The following is an 18,028-nucleotide window of genomic DNA, read 5'->3' as shown; positions in this document are numbered from 1 at the left end:
CTACTTTCTGTCGCGCATACGCTCGAGCTCGGCCCGCGCCTGGAAAGAGATATCCTGCGCCCGCAGCCAATCGGGCGTTCCCTCGTCGAGCCCGGCTTGGGCCGCCTGCGCGCTGCGCAGTGCCTCCGTATAGCGTCGGCTCATGACCTGCTGTTCGGCGCTCGCCAGCCGGGCCCGGGGCATGTCGCCCCGCGCTGCATAGACAACGCCCAGCTGGTACCAGGCGAAGGGATTGTAGCGATCGCGCGCCACGGCAGCGCGCAACACCCGCTCCGCCTCGTCGAAGTTTTCTCGGTTCTCGGTCGCGATCAGGGCGTGGCCGAAGATCGATGCGATAAGCGGTTCGAAGCCGGATCGCTCGGTCGCCTCGCGCAATGCAGGGAGCGCTTCGTCGGGCTTGCCCGATTCGAGCAGCACCTGGCCGCGCAGTTCGAGGAAATAGGGATCCTTCGGATCGACCTTGAGCAGGGCATCGGTCTCGCTCAGCGCCTGATCGATCAGGGCCGACTTGTGGTAGGCATAGGCGCGCGCGTAGCGCGCTTCGACCCGCTGGTCGCTCTCCGGATAGGCGTTCAGCGTGCGCTTGGGTTCGGTGAGGTAGCCATAGAGCTTGGCCTTGATGCGCTGGAACTTGCCCTCGAGTGCCGGGTCGGTTTCCGCCTCCCAGGCCGGGTCGACGACATAGTCCTCGCGCAGCCTGGTAATGCGCTCGGCCGAGAGCGGGTGGGTCTGGTTGAAGGCGACCTCATCGCTCTGCGAATAGCCGTAGCGCATCGCCTGGTTCTGCAACTTTCCGAAGAAGGCGAGCGAACCCTTGCCTGAAATACCGGCCTTCGAAAGATACTCCGCACCGGCCGCGTCGGCAGCCGATTCCTGGACGCGGCTGAAGGCGAGGAACCGGCCGAGCGCGGCGCGCTGGCCGGCCATGATCACGCCCATGCCGGCATCGCCCGCCCCGGCTACCGCGGCACCGACGCCCAGCAGCAGGCTGAGCAGCGAAATGCCGGTCGCTTCCTGCATGCCCTCGCCATAGCGGATGATATGCCCGCCGGTGATGTGGCCGAGCTCATGCGCGATGACGCCCTGGACCTCGTTAGCGCTATCGGCAGCGTCGATTAGCCCGCTGTGGATGTAGATCGCCTGGCCCCCAGCCACGAAAGCGTTGATCGAAGGGTCGTTTATCAGGACGATATCGACATTGCCCGGTTCGAGCCCCGCTGCGGCGACCAGCGGAGCAGCCATTTCCTGCAGCACCGCCTCGGTCTCGGCGTCGCGCAGCACGGATTGCGCCATTGCGGGCTGGACGCTCAGCGAGAGCGCGACGAAGGTGGCAATCAGCTTGGAAATGAGGCGCATTGCGCCCTTGCTAGCGCGTTTCGGCCTGAACCGGAACTGAAGAGGTGACCGCGCGTGCGAATTCTAGCACTCCCGGCAGGATTTCTCCGCGATTCCGCCAGGGTGCAGCGAGGGCAACGAGCGGGTCGGAATGGTCCATGCCGGGATACTCGCGCAAGGTAGCCTCACCCCCCTTCTCGCTGATTATGCGGGCGAGTGCCTGGCTGTTGCGCGGCTTAACGGTGGTATCCTCAAGGCCGTGGATGAGCAGCATCGGGGGCGCGCTTTCCTGCACATGGTTGACCGGCTGGGTCGCTTCAGGTTCGGGCGCTCCGCCAAAGGCGGCGCGCGTCGAATCGCTGTCGAAGGGATAGAAATCGTAAGGTCCGGCAAGGCCGACGAAACCGGCGATAGCGCGGGGCGGCACGCCCTGTGCCTCGAGCCAGCGGGCATCGAGCGCGAGCATGGCCGCGTTGTAGGCGCCTGCCGAATGGCCCATCAGCACGATCCTTTCAGGATCGCCGCCATAGTCGGCGATATTGGCGCGCACCCAGGCGATACCTGCAGCGCCATCCTCCAGCATGGCGGGCCAGCGTCCGTCGTCGCCGAGCCGGTAGCCGAGATTGACGACCAGGAAGCCCTGCGCCGCGAGCGATCGGCCGATGAAGTCGTAATAGTCGGGGGCGCCGTCCCGCCAGCTGCCGCCGTGGATGAAGGCAATGACCGGGCGCATCTCGTTGGTTTCGAAATGGGGCACGCGATGGATGAACAGCCGCTGCTGGGGATGATCGCCGTACGACAGCGAGCCGATCCGCTCGGTCCCGACCTTGCCTCCCATCAGCCGATCGACAGTGTCGAGCACCGCGGGACCATTGGTCCAGATGGCAATCTGGAGGGCGATCGCGCCTGTCACCAACATGCCCAGGACAACAGCCAGTATCGCCAGCATCTTGCGCCTGCCCCCTCCCTGCATCGTGGCTCCGCTCACCCGGCCGCCTCTTCGACCGTCTCCACGATCTTCTCCGCTTCGCCGTCCGCCATCAGCCCGAGGGCGCGCAGGAAGCTCTGCCCGGTCGTGTAGTCGTCGCCAAGCCAAAGGGGAACATTCGACGCCTCGAGCGAGGCTTTTCCGGCGAGTTCCTCTGGGGACAACGGCTCTCCCGCGATGGTGCGGATGAAGACCGCGGCAATGCGCGAGGGATATTTGTCGACGATCTCGGAATAGGCCGGCAGGTCGCCCTGGGTATCGTCACCGATCAGGGCGAAGCGCAGGTGCGGGAAATGGTCGAGTATCCTGGCAATGGCATCGCGCTTGTGCTGACCATGGCTGGCCGAACCGAAAGTCTCGCTGTTCAGCCCCCAATCGCGCAGCATTACCGGGCCAAGCGGCAGACCGCGCGTCTGCTTGAAGGCAACGAGGTAGGCGAACAGGTTCCAAGGGCTTGATGAGACATAGAAGAACGGGCGACGGGTCGCCGCCACGCCCTTGCCGGTCCTGGCCTCGTCGGGATCGAGCAGCGCGCCTCCCCCCAGTGCGCCGTAGAATGCGTCGACCCCCGGCACGGCGATCCGCTCGTCCGGCAATTGCGCCAGCACGCGGCGCCAGTTCTTCGCCACCGAGCGCAAGCCGCCGGTGATACCGGTTTCGATGATGGTGTCGTCGATATCGGAAATTACCGCGAGGTCCGCGTGCTCGCCGGGTGATAGCACATGCCCCTCGGTGCATTGCTCGCCCTGGTCGTTGGTCCAGCGCAGCGCGACCACTTCCCATCGCGTCGCCTCCGCATGTTCCCAGCGTCCGTCGAGCTCGACCTCGAAATGCACGAAGCCTTCGCCATCGGTAACTCCGCGATGCTGCGACTTGAGGCCGTCGCGGCGCTCGATTTCGAGCGTAACGTCGAGACCAGGGACCTCGTGCGAAAGGAACTGCGCCACCATGGTGCGGAAGGCCTGCGCCCGCCCTGCGCGGTCAAAGCGATGATCGCCGGCGCGTAACGCCCTCGCCGAAAGGACCAGCCGGTCCTGGTTGCGATAACCGTAGTAGGGCTGGACGCGAATGGGGCGCTTGGTGAAGGGCATGGACCGCTTCCTAACGCCAAGAAGGGCCGGGGCAAAGACCCCGACCCTCTGGGAGAAACCTGTTTTTCTTGAGGTTTAGCCGACCAGCTTGCGGCCGACACGCTCGATCAGCGGCACGTCATCGTCGATTTCGCCGAGCACTGCGATCTGGCCATTCTCCGTGCGGCGGATCATGACGATCGCAAATTCCGGGCCTTCGGCGCTGAGATCCTCGAGGCCGAAGTGGTCGAGCTTGCGCAGCTTCTTGGCCAGCGCTGCACGCGGTTCGTTCTCGGGCTCGACCGGCTTGCCGGCTTCTTCCTTGCGGAAGCGACGTTCGGAAGTCACCACGCCCTTGAGGCCGCCTTCGGCTTCGGACAGGTAGCCGGCGAGTTTGCCGCGCTCGATACCGACACGATGCGCGTGGCTCAGCACGGCAGCATATTCGGTCAGGCGCGTCTTGTCGTAGTCCGCGCCAAAGACGAGCTTGACCACCGGGGTCATCGGAGCGCGGTCCTGGACGGTCAGGCCGCTTTCGGCGACCAGTTCGTCATATTCCTGCGGCTCGGCCTGCGCAGCGAGCGAGAAGTCGTAGGCACGGCCGACAGCCGCATAGAGCGCGCTGCGACTGCGGTCTTCGCAGCTGCGGGCAGTTTGGGCGAGTTCGCGAGCCGATGCGAGGCAATCGTACAGGCCGGCATCCTCGGGCAGCTCGTCGTCGATCTCCACTTCCTCTGTGGGAGCGGCGAAATCGCTCTCGACCGGGGCCGGTGAAACCGGGGTTTCCTCGACCGCGACGTCGGGGGTGTCGATTGCCGGCACATCTTCGGTGGCGACGGCCTCATCCTCGACAATGTCGTCGGTCGGACCATAGGCGCTTTCGTCGTAGCTAGCTTCGGCTTCGTAGGTTTGCGGCTCGAAAGGCGCGGGAGCTTCCAGGTCGAAGTCCTCATCATCGCTGTCGGGCGAATATTCGCTCGGCATCGCGAAGGCCTCGACCCCATTGAGATCGATCGGCTCGCTCTTCTTGACGGGCGCGCGAATATGATCGGTCAGCGAGGCGAAGTCGTAATTGGCCTCGTCCTCTTCCTCGTCCTCTTCGTCGCCATAGTCGTCGAGAGCGTAATCGCCGAAAGCGGGCTCCGGCAGGTCGGCCGCGTAGTCGACTTCGTCTTCCTCGCCGAGTTCGAGAGGGGCGATGTCGTCCATGCCGCCATCGGTAAGCTCGTTTTCGGCGCCGGGTCCATCGGCCCAGTCGGTGACCGGGTCGCTGGCACGCGCCACAGGCTCGCTTTCTTCTTCTTCGAGCTCGTCGGCTTCGAGAGCCTGATCGATCTCGAGCAGGAGCTCGTCTGCCGTCACAGCATCGGCCATTTCCTTCCAGTTGATGACGCCATAGATGAAATCGATCGTGTCATCGTCGCTCGAGAAGGGCAGCAGGATGCCGCGGTAAAGGATGGTGGAGCCGCGCTGGTTGACGAATTCGGCTTCGAACCCGATCGGCGCCTGGTTGGCCAGGATCTGGAGGTAGTGATCGGTAATCCGCGACAGCAGCGACCGCGGCGGAACGTCCGACAGTTTCCTGATCTCGTCTCCGGCCCCGCATTCCGCAGCCAGCATGTCGCCGAGATATTGCACCGCCGGATCCTCGATCCCGGTCGAGAAGTCGAGCAGGACGCTATAGGGGCCGAAATCGGGCAGGTCGGTCGGGTCGAGATCCTCGATCGAGGGAAAGTTGCGCTCGCCGAGCAGCCCGGCCCAGTGATTGTAGGCGCGCACCTGCATGCGGCGCTCGTCGCTGCCGATCGAGGCAGGCGGCGCATCGCCGATGTTTTCTTCTTCGGTCAGATCGTAATCGGCTGAATCGTCTGTGACGTCAGACGATCCGAAAGCGCCGCGCAGCGTATCCATGACCCCAAATGCCCCCTACGTGGTGGTTACAACTGAGGTTCTGGCGTTACATGGTAAACATACTATTAAGTTGCGCCGAAAACTTTGAGAATCCTCGGTCGCCGGGCTTCCGTGACGTCACGGCTGCTTCTCGCCAATTGGCGGCGTTAAAGAAGGTAGCGCATCCTGATCGTCATGGCCTTGGCTTCGCCGGCGTATTCGAACGCCGCCTGATCGAAGGTCGGAGGGCCCATTCGCACGGGCGCATCGCGCGAGAATCCGAAGCCTTCCTTCGGCATCATTCCCAGGACCCGGTCGGCCTTGCCATTGGCGTTCTCGTCATGGAGCAACGAGACGGCGTAGCGACCGGGCCTGACGTCATCGAACATCAGCTCGACCCGGCTGTCGGCGTCGACCCGGGCAGTCCGGGCGGCCGGATCCTTCGAACAATCGGGGAAGGCGCGCGGCTTGGCCGTGAGGCAGGCGAGGACCTGCCCCTTGCCCGATCGCAGGTCGGTAACCGTCACCGCAAGCTGGCCGTGCTGCGGCGGGGTTGCGCCCATCAACAGGATTGCGCCCGTGCCCATCAGAAAAGATGTTGTTGCCGTCCTCATGCGGCGACCCGTCGATCGAGCTTGACCGAAAGGCCGCGGTCGGTGCCGCAGATCCTGTCCCAGATGCGAAAGTAGAGCCCGTAATTGCATTGATATTCTTCGTGATGCCTTTCGTGATGGCTTGCCGTTATGAGCCAGTCCCCCAACCGGGAATGAACGAGGCGGCGTGGAAACATCTCCCAGCCCATGTGATTGGTGACCCCCATCACGGTCATGATCGCGAGGACGAGACCGAGCATGGCAACGTGAATCGGGATCAGGAACACCAGCGCCGGGATGACCACCGCCCCGGTCAGCGCCTCGATCGGGTGAAAGCTCATGGCGGTCCACGCCGTCGGCGGACGGCTGGCATGGTGGACAGCATGCGCGACCCGGAACCAGCTTGGCCGGTGCATCAGGCGATGGGTCCAGTAAAACCAGCAATCGTGCGCCAGCAGGCAGAGCAGCACCGACAGCGGCGCATACCACGGCGGATAGGCCGCGATGTCGGTATAAATCAGTGTCCAGCCGCGCGCCTGCCAGCCCCAGGCGACGATGCCGGCCGGGACGCCGTAGATCGCAGCCGACGCCAGCGACCAGCCGATCTCGCTGCGGATTTGCGGCCCGAGCCGATCATAGAGGCCGGGTCGAACGCGGCTGGTGGCATAGGCAAACAGCCCGCTCGAGAGGAGATAGCGCACCGCCACGATCACGGTCATGGCCAGGGCTGAGATGGCGATTGCGGCCCACATGGGAGAGCTTATGCCGCAGGATGAGGCCGCGCGACAGAGGGCGGGCGCAGCTTATTCCCCGCGCAGCATTTCGGCGCAGGCGGGGTCGAGCAAACCCGTATGCCGGCGCAGCGCGGCACGCGCGAGACGCTCGATCTCGGTCTTGCGGCGCCCGGCGTTGAGCGGGTGCAGGGGGGCCGGGCGCAGAATCTCCGCGTCATAACCGTCGGCCACGATGATGCCGCAGCAATCGGGGCGGAAGTCGACGCTTTCCAGCGGCGCCCGGTCGAGGTGGGGCGGGAGGCCCCAGAAGAAGCGGTCGCAGAAATCCAGATAATCGGGCCATTTTCCGTCGCCGAGGAGATCGCCGCGCGCGACTTTGATCTCGACAATCACGATCCGCCCCTTGGCATCGACACCCATGAGGTCGGCGCGTCGGCCGCTGCGCAGGGGCATCTCCGCAAGGCACCAGATGTCGTTGCGCGCAAACAGGCGCATGATACCCCGCACCACGGAAGCGGAGTCGGCGGGTTCGGGTGCCACAACAGCGTGCGAATCATCGAGGGCTAGGCGCGTCTCTACCATCACCCCAAGTTGGAACAGAGCGCGAACGCGGTCAAGCCTTCAGGCAGGATCGGGGGTGGAGACTTCCCTGGTACTCGACGGGCAGAGTGAGAGCACGGCGGCACGGGTGTGATAGAACTCGCGCCACAGTGCGAGTGCCGGCGCGGTCGTGTCGAGGCCGCGGGATTCGATCAGGCGGAGCGCGGTCAGGCCGGGCTGGAGCACGGCATCGAGGTCCTCGAGCGCGCGGCGCACCAGGAAAGCCCGGTCGGCACCGGCGGTCTCAACCCGATGGGGAAAGCCCTCGATCTCCACGCTCATGATCTCCGGCGCAAGGGCAGCCTTGTCGGCGATCTCGTTGGCGGCCTCGTGCAGGTAGCGCCAACGCTCGGCCAGCGGCTTGCTGGCCCCGCGACGGTTTGCAGGGATCGCATTTGCTGCGCGAAACTGGTCGTGATGCTCCATGGCGGACATAATCTCGTCCCATAGGCGGCAATGCCTTGCGATTTCGCTAAAGCGGGCGGAATGGATAGCGTCGGGGCGCTCATCTCCCGACCAGGCGCAAATTTCCTGTGGTGCCTGCGGTGACGCTTTGCTAAGCGCCCTCGGCCCGCCTCGCGGCGCGATGCACCCGTAGCTCAGCTGGATAGAGCGCTGCCCTCCGAAGGCAGAGGTCACAGGTTCGAATCCTGTCGGGTGCGCCATTAAATCAAACAGTTACGGCACGGGCTTCGGTGGCGTATGGAATACGTATGGAAAACAGGGGTCGTTTTTGACGGTTCTCGGCTGGTTGAAAAGAGTTTTCCGAGGCGGCGAGAAATCCGGCTGGGCCGCCACACCTGGATCGATTGTTCAATCGGCAACGAGTAGCAGAGATAAGGCCGAAGCAATTTCATATGCCGTCAATCTGTCGGGCCTCGTCAAATGTGAGCCGGATGCGATGGCCTTCTATGAATCAGCCTTTGCCGATCATCCCGAAAGATTTTTGACCTATAAGGAGCTTCGCAAACGAGGGGATCTGCTCGACCCGGTCGCTCTGAAGGCACTTGGCCTTCGTTCGAATGTGAAACTGTCCAAGCAGCTTCTCGCTACCTTGAACGAAGCAGGAGCGGATGATCCAATAAATTCCGCCAATGTGATTGGTCTTACGATCTCGACGGCGCTCTGCACGTTGCGTGATTTGGAAAACTTCAAATCTGCTGGCGTAAATGATGCAGTCTTTTGTGCCTCCAACATGGCTGCTGGACCATGTGGGGCCGCCGCGAAAATGGATCGCAATTCAGTTCGTGTTTCAAAGGCACCGCTATTGCCGCTTGGATCCTGCTCACACCCAGACCAATGCTCATGTCGTTATCTGGCGTCTTTTGCCGTCGACCGCGCGTGAACAGACACATCCATACGCATGACTGTTTCATGATGGCGGCGGACCTCGAAGGGCCGCAGCCGTAATACGTAGTATTAGGGGGGTGTGTGGCGCACCTGCAGCGCAGCTTGACGCAAGGGCCTTTGCGGGTTTCGGCCATGGGTTGGCGCAACTAGCGCACAGGGGTTGGCGCATGGCAATGGCGCGCGAAAGAGTAAGCGGTGCAACGCTCATCGATTCCTGTCCGTTGCCTGGATGCCGCGCTTGAAATGTCGGTTTGATCCCTTCCAAAGCTCCACATCCAGTTCAATCTCCGCACGATACAATAACCGTTCCATTGCGGATTCGAACGCCGACTTCTTGATGCCCTGCGCTTCAGTCATCGCCGCGAAAATCTTGGGCGCATAGTTACTGCCAGGCTGGTGGGAAACATTGCGCCTCCGTTCAGTGCAGGCAGCGAGGCATCGCATGAATGCCATGTCTTCGGTTCTGGCGCGCGCGGTTTCTTCAATCGAGCGTGCCGTGTCGGGCGGCAGTTCGTCCTCGTGAATGAAGGCCCAGTCCAGCCACGCAAGGCGGATCGAATCCCCCATTTGCGCATAGTTCGCCTTGCCAATCGTCAGAGTTCGCATGTTGGTTTGCAGATCGTGATTAAGAGTAAATTGGGAACGGACGGCATTCAGCCACGCAGTCGAACCAGAATAGGTATCGCCGGTTTTGTTCGGGTGCCCCAGTAAGACGACGGCAGCGCCCGTCTCACCTGCTAACCGGTTTAGGGCATTGACGAAGCGGGTCACTGAACCCCGATCGTTCTCGTTTCCGACAAAAAGGTGAGCGATGTTGTCCAGAGCAACGAATTTTGCGCCCGCCTGACGGACCTTTTCAGTAAGTCGAGTGTAGGCAGGGGTAAGTTCAAATTCATCGCCCTTCCCATCCATGCCAAGCGCGTTGTTTAGATTGCCACGCAAGCTGGACAAATGAAGCTTTTCGGCAAGACTCTCCATTCGGACGCCAAGCATTTTGCAAATATGCTTTTGCCGCCAATGAAGTTCATCGGCATCATCCTCGCAAGTGAGATAAAGCGCCGGTGACTGCCGCAGTTCAAGACCGAGTGTCGATACGCCAGCAGCTACGCTTGTTGCCAATTGCTGGGCCAACAAGGATTTGCCCGCGCCTCCCGGACCCGTGAAAAGGGTCACCTCTCCCGCTGGGGCAAATTTGGGCACGATAAACTGCTTCGGCGTAGGTTCCACATGGGCAAGTGCCGCAAGGTCCAGGGTCTTAATGCTTGCCGCCGCGATGCGAGAACCGGCTTCATCGAGCGCCAATTCTGCAAGGTCCATAGGTTGCGAGGACATCATGCTGACCGTTCCAATCGCGCTACTTCGATACGCCCAGCCACATTTCCGCGCGGAATGTCCGCAAAATCGACGCTGGAGTTCGCTGAACACGTTCTCGGCCTTGGAGTGGCCACAACCCCGCCAATGGCCTGAGCCGCCTTTCTGGCGTCGCGAAGGCCAACATTCTCGGCAAGGTGGCGATCATCGTCGGCAGCAAGGATCAGTTCGCGGGTGGGGAACAGCTTCCGCATGAGGCGCGCCACGGTTTCGAGATTTCGCGCCGACATGGCAGCGACAACGCCAATGCCGGTTGCTGAATGAATGGCAGCCATGGTGGCAAAGCCTTCCCCGATCACCACCGGGCCAGTGAATGGCTTACCGTTTGCCATGTGCAAGCTGTGCGGCCAGAACAGACCAGCCGTGCGGGCATCCTTACCGAACAGCTTGAAACCATCGGGCAGGATACGCTGGACGTTCCAAAGGCGAAGGCTGAAATCGACCATCGGCACCAGCAATTCGCGCCCTGCCTGCCGGATGCCGAACGGCTCCAGCGCCTTGGCGACAAGATATGGGTGTGCGGGATCGGGGCGGCCGGCATTCGCCCAAAGGTCCACCGCCCGCCGTGACGCCGCTTCCTCAGCCGCCAGCCGCTCGCGCTTGCGGGCAAGTTCGGCCTGCCGGATCGAACGCCGTTCCGCTGCTGACAGTTCGCGCCCGCCATCTGCCGCTAAGAAGCCGTCCGCGCGAAGCATTTCCTTGACTGCCAGAGCGTCGGCCTGAGTGCCATTGTAGCAGACGACAAGGCAGCCATCGGGAGCGTGCGCGCTGGCCTTGATCGCGGTTCCCCTATCGCGGCTGGTGTGGCCTGGCGTCGAGATCAGCGCATTGCCTCTACAGACCTTGCCACCATAGTAGCGCGCAATCGCGTCAACATCGACGTTCACCGTGCGGCCCTCCCTATGTCAGCGAGCCGCAGCGGACATGTGTTGATTGGGCTAAAGCAGGACCGCTTCGCGTAGGTGGTTCCAGTCAGGCCAGCGGCGCTCGATTCCGGCATTTTGGACCCGCGCAATTCGAGCAAGCTGCAAATGTCAGTGTGACGAACCGTTTTCGGACGGATCGCTTGCGGAGGTGTCTGATGAGAGGTAAAAGCGACGAGCAACCAGCGGCCAAGTTGATTGCGCGACGCCCCGCCCTCGTGCGGGGTTTCGCAATTCTGAGGCATGGCTCAATTCTCGCCCGCTATCAGCGCATGGAGACTCTCGGCGGGAATAACGGTGCGCCCGCCAATCCGCGTGGCACGGAGGCGCCCCGCAGCAATGTGATTGTAGATCGTTGATCTGCCCAAGCTTGACGCTTCGCAAGCCTCCTTGATGCTATATCCAATTTTCGTTGGCGATGGTGCTTGCTGCATGAATCAGTTCCCATTTGGCCGTCGACGGAATGATCTGCACGGCATGGGACTCACAGCTACATCATGGCGTCAGGGAGAAAATGTAAGCAGAGGCCTCTCGCTACTGATCTTTGCCCAGCCCGGGTAGCGGCGCTTGGCGTTATTTAGATCATCTTGCGAGAATTCGTATCCTCGCTCGGCCAGGAGATCCAGGGCGTGACTATCAGGAACGTCAGCCCAAAACGTATGCAGGAGTTTCACCACTTTTGGATAGGCTAGAATCTCATTTGGCGTGCCTGACAATTCGGCCCGTGAAAGATCAAGCTTGGCGATGGCTAGGTCTAGTTTCGCCTTGATGACAAGGGATAACAAGCCACGATCTCTTTCTATCGTTGCCCTGGATGATCCTTTTCTCTTTTCCGCAGCAAAGCGCTTCTTTGGTTCCCTCGAAATCTGATCCGCGAGGTAGCGTCTCGTTTCCGCAGAGAGCTTTTCCTCAGATCGCAAGAGGGCAATCAGCATTTGGTGATCCCCTTGCTTCGAGCGCATGATGTGCTCGCGCTGACTCAGTTCTGAAAAGTCATACTCCGTCATCCCGTATCCCTCGCGGTATCCAGTTGCGAAGCAAGAAGGAACTGCGCTTTTCGGCTGGAATGCTTACCTCCAGTCTTTGGATGTTTCATCGCCGGTTTCAGCGCTTCGAGCCTCATTGGTATATGCTCGCCTGTAGGCCTTCCAGATCGTCGGAATTCCTGTTCCGATAAAGCCAGTCGCAAGATGTGGTGAGGCAGAGACGCGCTGTCACTTCAGCGCTTGAGCGAATATGCGTCCAGTCATCGGCAAAATCTTGACTCGAACCGTGTATTAGGCGGCTTCGACCCTTTCCATAAATCTTGCTGATCACACTTTTAGTGGTGCGGCCATCTTTGAACAGCGGACCGTCCGGCTTGTAGTCAAGCTGAGCGCCGAGCAGTTTGACGATTGCACGTTCGCCTTTGCCTCCCACAAGCGCGTCCATGCTGGCTGCGAATTTTGTGGTTGCAATTTGATCGAGAGGCTCGCGAGTTGCTTCATGAAACCACAATAGGCTCATGAAAATTGCATTCATGACCTTCGGACGATCAACCGGGCGTCCAGGCTGGACATAGTTGAGTAGCGCTTCCCCAATCTGATCCAGCAACCATTGGTTTTCGGTCAGGTTCGAGACAAGTTCGCTGTCCGTCCAGCGCCCAACGGGCATCTCGGACTTTGCGGACGAACTGCCAGGGTATTTTCCTTCGCCGAAGCTTACTGTGTGGCGGTTGGGCAGCTTCCGATCATAGAGTAATTTCATCCACTGGACGCCCTGGGAAGGGCGTTCCCACATCAGCGAAATAGCTGACATGGCCAGCCGTGCGGCCAGCAGACCCTTTTCTTCGATGTTCTTGGATGAGAGGCCATCGGTCTCGATGGTGCAAGCGGCGGGGCATTCCCCGATTGCTTGGAGGATTGCGTATTCGGTTTGGGAATCAGCGGAGGCTTTGCGTGCCCGTCTTGGTTTACCCGACCAAATGGCTTCAAGTCTGCGCGCGCTAGTGCGCGAGAGCTTGTTTCTCGCGACAAGCCGCTTGCGCCATTGTTCGCGTGTCTCAAAGACAACGGGGCCGACACGCAAGGGATAGGCGTTATCGCCCTCGAAGAGATGGCAACCCACTGTCAACTCGATTGTCTGCCTGTGGCGTAGCAAATCCTCGTTGAGCCGCTCGCGAACCTCTTCTTCGACTTCGTCCACGAGGTCTTCGTCGGGCCGGTCAGAATCGGTTTTGGCAAGCACGTTCGCAATGGCGTATTCTGCCAATTTCGCGAGTTCATCGATCTTAAAGCGGGGCTTTATCGCCGGATCATTGTTCCAGCATAGCCTGGCATAATCATAGACTGCGTTTCGCAGGGCTTCTGTTGCCTTGAGATATTCGCCGTTGCCCAAGGCCAGCGTTGGCGGAAATCGCAGCTTTTTGACCGGACCCGGCTTGGGCGGCGTCCACTTCTCGATCTGCGCCTTTCGCAGTTCTTTCAAGATTGTGGTGATGAGATCTTTTTTGCTGGCCATGGCTTTGTTGAGAGGGTGATCCTCGACCGTAACTCGAACAGCAATCCACTTAAACCATCTATCGACAACCGCGATTGTCGGCGTGATTGATCTCCATGAGCTACAGTCACGCGCGCGCACGCGCGCGCGAGGAGTTGGGCATCTCAAAGGAAATCAAGTGGTTGCGCCGAGAGAAACTCCACCGCAGTTGCTTCTCAAGTTCTCATTACTCGTAGGGCAAGTTATAGGCACCTGATGCTATTTGACCCGGATGGACCGGAAATCCCAATCCCGCTTCTACGTGCTCATCGAGCCGGGGATGTGCTATTTGTCGTCGGCGCTGGCATATCCAAAGCGGCAAGGCTTCCTCTATTCGGCGAATTGGCCGATCAGATATATGCTCGGTTAGGGCAGGCCCTTCCAGGAACACCCGAGAGTTTGGCATCACGTGCGGAAATTGAAGCGCGTGATGAAGGGCAATATGACCGACTAATTGGTCTCCTAGAACAGCGTGTTGTCTACCGCGGCGCAGACTGGCGGCAGCCACACAACGCAGTCCGTGACGCTGTCGCGGACTTGCTCAAGCCGACAAACAGGACGCGCCTCAACGCCCATGCAGATTTGCTCGATTTAGCACGGGGCATTGATGGCCATCCCAGAATTGTCACCACCAACTTCGATACGCTGTTTGAGAGGGCGTGGCGAAGACGGACCCGCCAACGAATTGTAAGTTCGGCTGGCCCCGCGATGCCCGCAGTAGGGTCACACGACTTTGCCGGCGTGCTTCATCTCCATGGTAGAATAGCCGATCGTTACAATGGGCTAGAGGGAACCGATCTCGTCCTCACATCGGCGAACTTTGGTGAGGCCTACATGCGGGCAGGATGGGCTTCTCGCTTCGTTTATGACCTTCTGCGCAGATACACTCTCGTTTTGGTGGGCTACTCTGCGGACGACCCTCCAATGCGATACATGTTGGAGGCCACTGAAGAGGGTCGCCTAAACTTCCCTGACCTCAAACCGGCATTCGCTCTTGTCGGTGACACGGAGAACGACGCCGGATCGCTACGAGAAGCCTGGCGCGGGAAAGGTGTACGGCCCCTAGTTTATCCAGCGCCAGAACATGACCACAGCGCGCTATATCGCACTCTCAATAGTTGGGCGCAGTTTGCGCGCCAGCCATTAGAATGGGCAACCGAACATCTGTCTGAAATTGCTTCGGTAAGTCCAAGTGAAACGACCACGGAACGTCGTTCAAGCTTTGTCTATTTGACAAAGGAAGTCGCAAGCGTTGGCGTCGCAGCCGATCAAGCGCAAGATCCCCGGTGGCTCGATGAACTGCTTCCAGTAGAGGGGGACGAGACTTGGACCTTTGTCTCGTGGTTTAGAAATCGCCTGGCTGAGCGAGAGGCAGCCGAATATGCGGCTGGGGCGGACGACTCGACCAAGATTGAGATCGCTCGCGCGGTGGATGCTTTGTTGCGTTCACAGCACGATCCCCTCCCTGATCTCTATCGTCAGTATTGGACGCTATTCGTTCAAGCCAACCTTCGCCATCCGCCAAACCGATTTGGACGCATTCGCAGAGGACCAGAGATAACGGCCAATCGCATTCGTGATATTGTTGAGTTATTAGAACCACGCTTGCGAGTTGATAAAAAGTTTCGGTGGCGCGAGGATGATGAGCCGGAAAGCGAGCCAGCAAATATCCACGACTTGGCGCATTTTCATTTTCGCGCGAATGAGAGAGATTGGCGGCGCCTCTTAGGGCGGTGGCCTGAGGATACTCGTGGCGAAGAGCGCCTATTGCTCGCTCTTGATCGCGCTCTGAGCGAGGCTGTCGAGCTTGGAAACGACGCGGGTATACTCCAGCCCGACGGCGATCTGATGTCTTATGATTTGGCCCTAGTTCATGCTCCTGAGGAGGGAGAGGGACTTGTCGATACCAGTGATCGACATAGAGGTGCCTGGCGTCTCAATCAGCCCGACGCGAACAATGACAGGTTTGCACCGATCGTCCGAATGATGACGGGCCTCTGGCGGAGAATCTTTAGTCGAGATGTTGCGCGCGCAAGCAACATTGCCGCGGCGTGGTGTGATCGTGAACCGATAATTTTCAAACGCCTTGCTGCTTGGGCCGCTATTGAAGGAGATCGCGAGGCTGACCGACGAATTGAGAGGTATCTGCGAGGCACGACGCGTCAGAGATATTGGCAATCTGACAAATGTTCGGAGTTAGTCCGATACTATTGCCGACGATGGAACAGGCTGGTTCCTGCGACACGACAAAAGATTGAAAGGGCCATCCTAGCCGGAATGCTTCCCGACGTGATCAATCGGATCGCTCAAAGGGGAAATCGCTCTTACGCGCGGGCGCTTTATACAGCCCGTGAACTGGCTCGCATCCGTAGTGCTGGTGGCCGGTTGTCGCGCCCTACGGCAAATCGCCTAGCTAGACTATATCGATCATATCCTGATCTCCCTCGCGAGATGCCAATCTTTGCCCATCTCTACAGCCCGAGTTGGTCTGGATCGGGCTATTCTGCTGACATTCGAGTTTTGGATCAGGTCACCGATGACGAACTTCTCGAAAGTGCTGAAGCATTCGAGAGTTCAAACCGCATCGAACAGGCGGACCTCTGGACTGTATTCGCTCGCAACGAACCAAGACGCGCATTTTCAGCCCTTTGCAGCGCGCTCGAGACTGGAGAGTTTCCATCGCATCGCTGGCAACCCTTGTTGGGCCTCTATGGAGCAAGAGGAACAGAGGAGCTTCCCGAAGATCTCCCACCGCTCTCCGAGATACTTGACGTCATCTCGGAAGTTCCGAACGAAAGGCTCTCGCCAGTTGCCTATCAGCTTGCGAGTATCATCGAGCAAAATGCCCGCACTACCGCAGACCCGACCTTCCCGAAAATTCTGAGGCTTTGGGATCAACTGGCGGCTGGTGCGCTTGCGCTCGATGACGGTGACTATGAGCGCCCGTTAGCCGAATTGGTTTTTTCGCACCCGATAGGCATCATATCAGACAGCCTTGTTTCCATGCTCGACGAGATGCGACTGCCTCCTGGCTATGGAATAGCAGACAGCCTTAAGGAACGCTTCGACTTACTAGCAAACATGTCGGGGAGAGCCGGACTTATTGCTCGGGGCGCGCTATTACAGCAATTCGCGTTTCTTCGGACGATCGCGCCCGAGTGGGTGGACGCCAATCTTCTGCCAGAGCTAGTCGAGGAAAATGACGAGGCGGTGGAATTGATGAGCGTCATCGCGCGTTCTGTGGCTCCGCAGTATTCCGAGATGTTCAATTTACTTAAGGGCGCAATCCTTCATGCCCTTGAACATGACCGCACGGAGGAGGCAACCAGAGAGCAGCTTTCTGGGGCTCTAGTCGGCGCTGCGCTTGCGATCATTGAAGGTGTTGGCGGCTTCGAACTGACAAGCGTTGAATGCCGGCGGGCACTGACACGAATGCCAAATAACGTGCTTGCTAGAATGGCGTGGGAACTCACATCTCTCATGCGACAGAAGAGTACGGCCCAGGACCGCGAGAGATACTGGGATAACGTGGTGGCACCATTCCTGCTCGACTATTGGCCCAATGACGTATCGGCCAGGACGCACGAGGTATCTGAGAATCTAGCTCACCTTCCGGGACTGACAGGCGGAGCATTTGAACGTGCGGTTGCCCTTGTCCTCGACTTGGTTTGCCCAATTCAGCGATATGAACTTTCCTTCGGACTGGGACTTGATGACGACGAGAACCATCTGGAACTCCATCCCCAAGCATGTCTCATGTTGCTTAGTTCGATCTTGGATCGTTCTTCACCGCCTCCTCGCGACCTAGCAGAAACGTTGGATCGCATTCTATCGGCCGATGCCAATCTTGCAGCAGAGCCAGCATTTTGGCGATTGCGGCAAATGTGCAGGGCCGATTGAAGTAGCCGCTTTCTCTGTAACATCGATGGACCCACCCAAGAAAGGTGGGGTGGTTTGGACACGACACCTGCTGGTTTGAGCATCAGTCGCGATGGAATCTCGCGGACCCTAAATCACGGACGATCGATCATAAAGGGTGACTGCATTCATCCTCGCATCTGCGCGCGATCTAAAAACTCACTGTCCGTGCTCGCAAATGGACAAACCGACGATACCGAAATAATGTCTGATTGTTGCCTCAACTTTGATCGGAAGAGGTGACCCGCAATCGGCGGTGAACACAAGGCTCTCGACCTTCAGGTCGGGCGGCCTGCGAAATAAAATACCTTCTTGGGAATACGCGGGGGCGTGTTCTTGTGTTCGCGTCGATCAACCGACCCGGCTGGCGGGCGGCGCGGCAGAGCACGGGAATGCCATGCGCCAAATTTTGATGCTGAGCTTAATACTCGCAGGTTGCACCAACGCCGGAGCGGAAGCCGAGGAGCGCTATCAGATGGTCAAACGCACCGGCACCAACGGCGAGATATGCGATGCAGCACGCGATGTGGCAGCAACCTACCTTCGCGAAGGTGACGAGGAGGAATACAGGTTGTGGCACACGCACGCAGGCATCAATTGCATGACCGCCAAGTATAAAGGCCGTGATTCCTTCCCGGAAACGCCGGACCGCAATGAGGCGAATGAAGATGCTCAACAGGCTATGGAAGCCATGCAAGAGGCGGCCGACCGAGTGTCAGACCCGGCAAACGATGAATGA

15 protein-coding genes, 1 tRNA gene and 1 pseudogene are annotated in these 18,028 nt (G+C 59.6%); 4 read left to right on the top strand and 13 right to left on the bottom strand.

The window, feature by feature from the left end; all coding sequences use genetic code 11:
* The 8 genes and pseudogenes from P7228_RS05825 to P7228_RS05790 form a co-directional block, all read right to left on the bottom strand.
* Positions 1-1,356 carry a M48 family metalloprotease gene (locus tag P7228_RS05825; RefSeq protein WP_278017272.1) on the bottom strand — a complete coding sequence of 452 codons (1,356 nt, stop codon included), beginning with the start codon at positions 1,354-1,356 and terminating at the stop codon, positions 1-3.
* A gap of 10 nt (positions 1,357-1,366) precedes the next feature.
* Positions 1,367-2,323 (bottom strand): alpha/beta hydrolase, encoded by a 957-nt coding sequence (locus tag P7228_RS05820; RefSeq protein WP_278017271.1) that lies wholly within the window; start codon positions 2,321-2,323, stop codon positions 1,367-1,369.
* Positions 2,320-3,414 carry a phosphatase domain-containing protein gene (locus tag P7228_RS05815; RefSeq protein WP_278017270.1) on the bottom strand — a complete coding sequence of 365 codons (1,095 nt, stop codon included), beginning with the start codon at positions 3,412-3,414 and terminating at the stop codon, positions 2,320-2,322. The genes P7228_RS05820 and P7228_RS05815 overlap by 4 nt, the downstream gene beginning before the upstream one ends.
* Before the next feature lie 1,167 nt (positions 3,415-4,581).
* Positions 4,582-5,304: pseudogene (locus P7228_RS16085) on the bottom strand (PAS domain-containing protein); the annotation flags it as partial.
* A gap of 146 nt (positions 5,305-5,450) precedes the next feature.
* Positions 5,451-5,870 (bottom strand): DUF2141 domain-containing protein, encoded by a 420-nt coding sequence (locus P7228_RS05805; RefSeq protein WP_278017268.1) that lies wholly within the window; start codon positions 5,868-5,870, stop codon positions 5,451-5,453.
* Between the two features lie 23 nt (positions 5,871-5,893).
* The gene (locus P7228_RS05800; RefSeq protein ID WP_278017267.1) at positions 5,894-6,628 is read right to left on the bottom strand and encodes a sterol desaturase family protein; all 735 of its coding nucleotides are present in this window, start codon (positions 6,626-6,628) and stop codon (positions 5,894-5,896) included.
* 51 nt (positions 6,629-6,679) lie between these two features.
* Positions 6,680-7,192: an MmcB family DNA repair protein gene (locus P7228_RS05795; protein WP_278017266.1), complete on the bottom strand. Its 513-nt coding sequence runs from the start codon at positions 7,190-7,192 to the stop codon at positions 6,680-6,682.
* 39 nt (positions 7,193-7,231) lie between these two features.
* Positions 7,232-7,645: a hypothetical protein gene (locus tag P7228_RS05790; protein ID WP_278017265.1), complete on the bottom strand. Its 414-nt coding sequence runs from the start codon at positions 7,643-7,645 to the stop codon at positions 7,232-7,234.
* 153 nt (positions 7,646-7,798) lie between these two features.
* Here P7228_RS05790 and P7228_RS05785 point away from each other — a divergent pair.
* Together P7228_RS05785 and P7228_RS05780 are read left to right on the top strand one after the other, a co-directional pair.
* Positions 7,799-7,875, top strand: a tRNA-Arg gene (locus P7228_RS05785).
* Between the two features lie 68 nt (positions 7,876-7,943).
* Positions 7,944-8,555: a hypothetical protein gene (locus tag P7228_RS05780; RefSeq protein WP_278017264.1), complete on the top strand. Its 612-nt coding sequence runs from the start codon at positions 7,944-7,946 to the stop codon at positions 8,553-8,555.
* A 209-nt stretch (positions 8,556-8,764) separates the two neighbouring features.
* Here the strand turns inward: P7228_RS05780 and P7228_RS05775 are convergent, their stop codons facing one another.
* From P7228_RS05775 to P7228_RS05755, 5 genes are all read right to left on the bottom strand, one after another.
* Positions 8,765-9,895 (bottom strand): AAA family ATPase, encoded by a 1,131-nt coding sequence (locus tag P7228_RS05775; protein WP_278017263.1) that lies wholly within the window; start codon positions 9,893-9,895, stop codon positions 8,765-8,767.
* On the bottom strand, positions 9,892-10,818 hold the full coding sequence (locus P7228_RS05770) for a toprim domain-containing protein (protein ID WP_278017262.1): 927 nt from the start codon (positions 10,816-10,818) through the stop codon (positions 9,892-9,894). The genes P7228_RS05775 and P7228_RS05770 overlap by 4 nt, the downstream gene beginning before the upstream one ends.
* 284 nt (positions 10,819-11,102) lie before the next feature.
* Positions 11,103-11,288 carry a helix-turn-helix domain-containing protein gene (locus P7228_RS05765; RefSeq protein ID WP_278017261.1) on the bottom strand — a complete coding sequence of 62 codons (186 nt, stop codon included), beginning with the start codon at positions 11,286-11,288 and terminating at the stop codon, positions 11,103-11,105.
* Between the two features lie 69 nt (positions 11,289-11,357).
* The gene (locus P7228_RS05760; RefSeq protein WP_278017260.1) at positions 11,358-11,861 is read right to left on the bottom strand and encodes a hypothetical protein; all 504 of its coding nucleotides are present in this window, start codon (positions 11,859-11,861) and stop codon (positions 11,358-11,360) included.
* Between the two features lie 112 nt (positions 11,862-11,973).
* Positions 11,974-13,353, bottom strand: a complete 1,380-nt coding sequence (locus tag P7228_RS05755; protein ID WP_278017259.1) for a hypothetical protein — start codon at positions 13,351-13,353, stop codon at positions 11,974-11,976.
* Positions 13,354-13,653: 300 nt separating this feature from the next.
* Here P7228_RS05755 and P7228_RS05750 point away from each other — a divergent pair, with 300 nt between their 5' ends.
* Positions 13,654-17,271 carry an SIR2 family protein gene (locus P7228_RS05750; RefSeq protein ID WP_278017258.1) on the top strand — a complete coding sequence of 1,206 codons (3,618 nt, stop codon included), beginning with the start codon at positions 13,654-13,656 and terminating at the stop codon, positions 17,269-17,271.
* Between the two features lie 415 nt (positions 17,272-17,686).
* Positions 17,687-18,028, top strand: a complete 342-nt coding sequence (locus P7228_RS05745) for a hypothetical protein (protein WP_278017257.1) — start codon at positions 17,687-17,689, stop codon at positions 18,026-18,028.

The organism is Altererythrobacter sp. CAU 1644, from assembly GCF_029623755.1.
In the GTDB taxonomy this organism is placed as follows: Bacteria; Pseudomonadota; Alphaproteobacteria; order Sphingomonadales; family Sphingomonadaceae; genus Erythrobacter; species Erythrobacter arenosus.
Note: the sequence above shows the minus strand (reverse complement) of the source record. Positions and strands in the feature narration are given on the sequence as shown.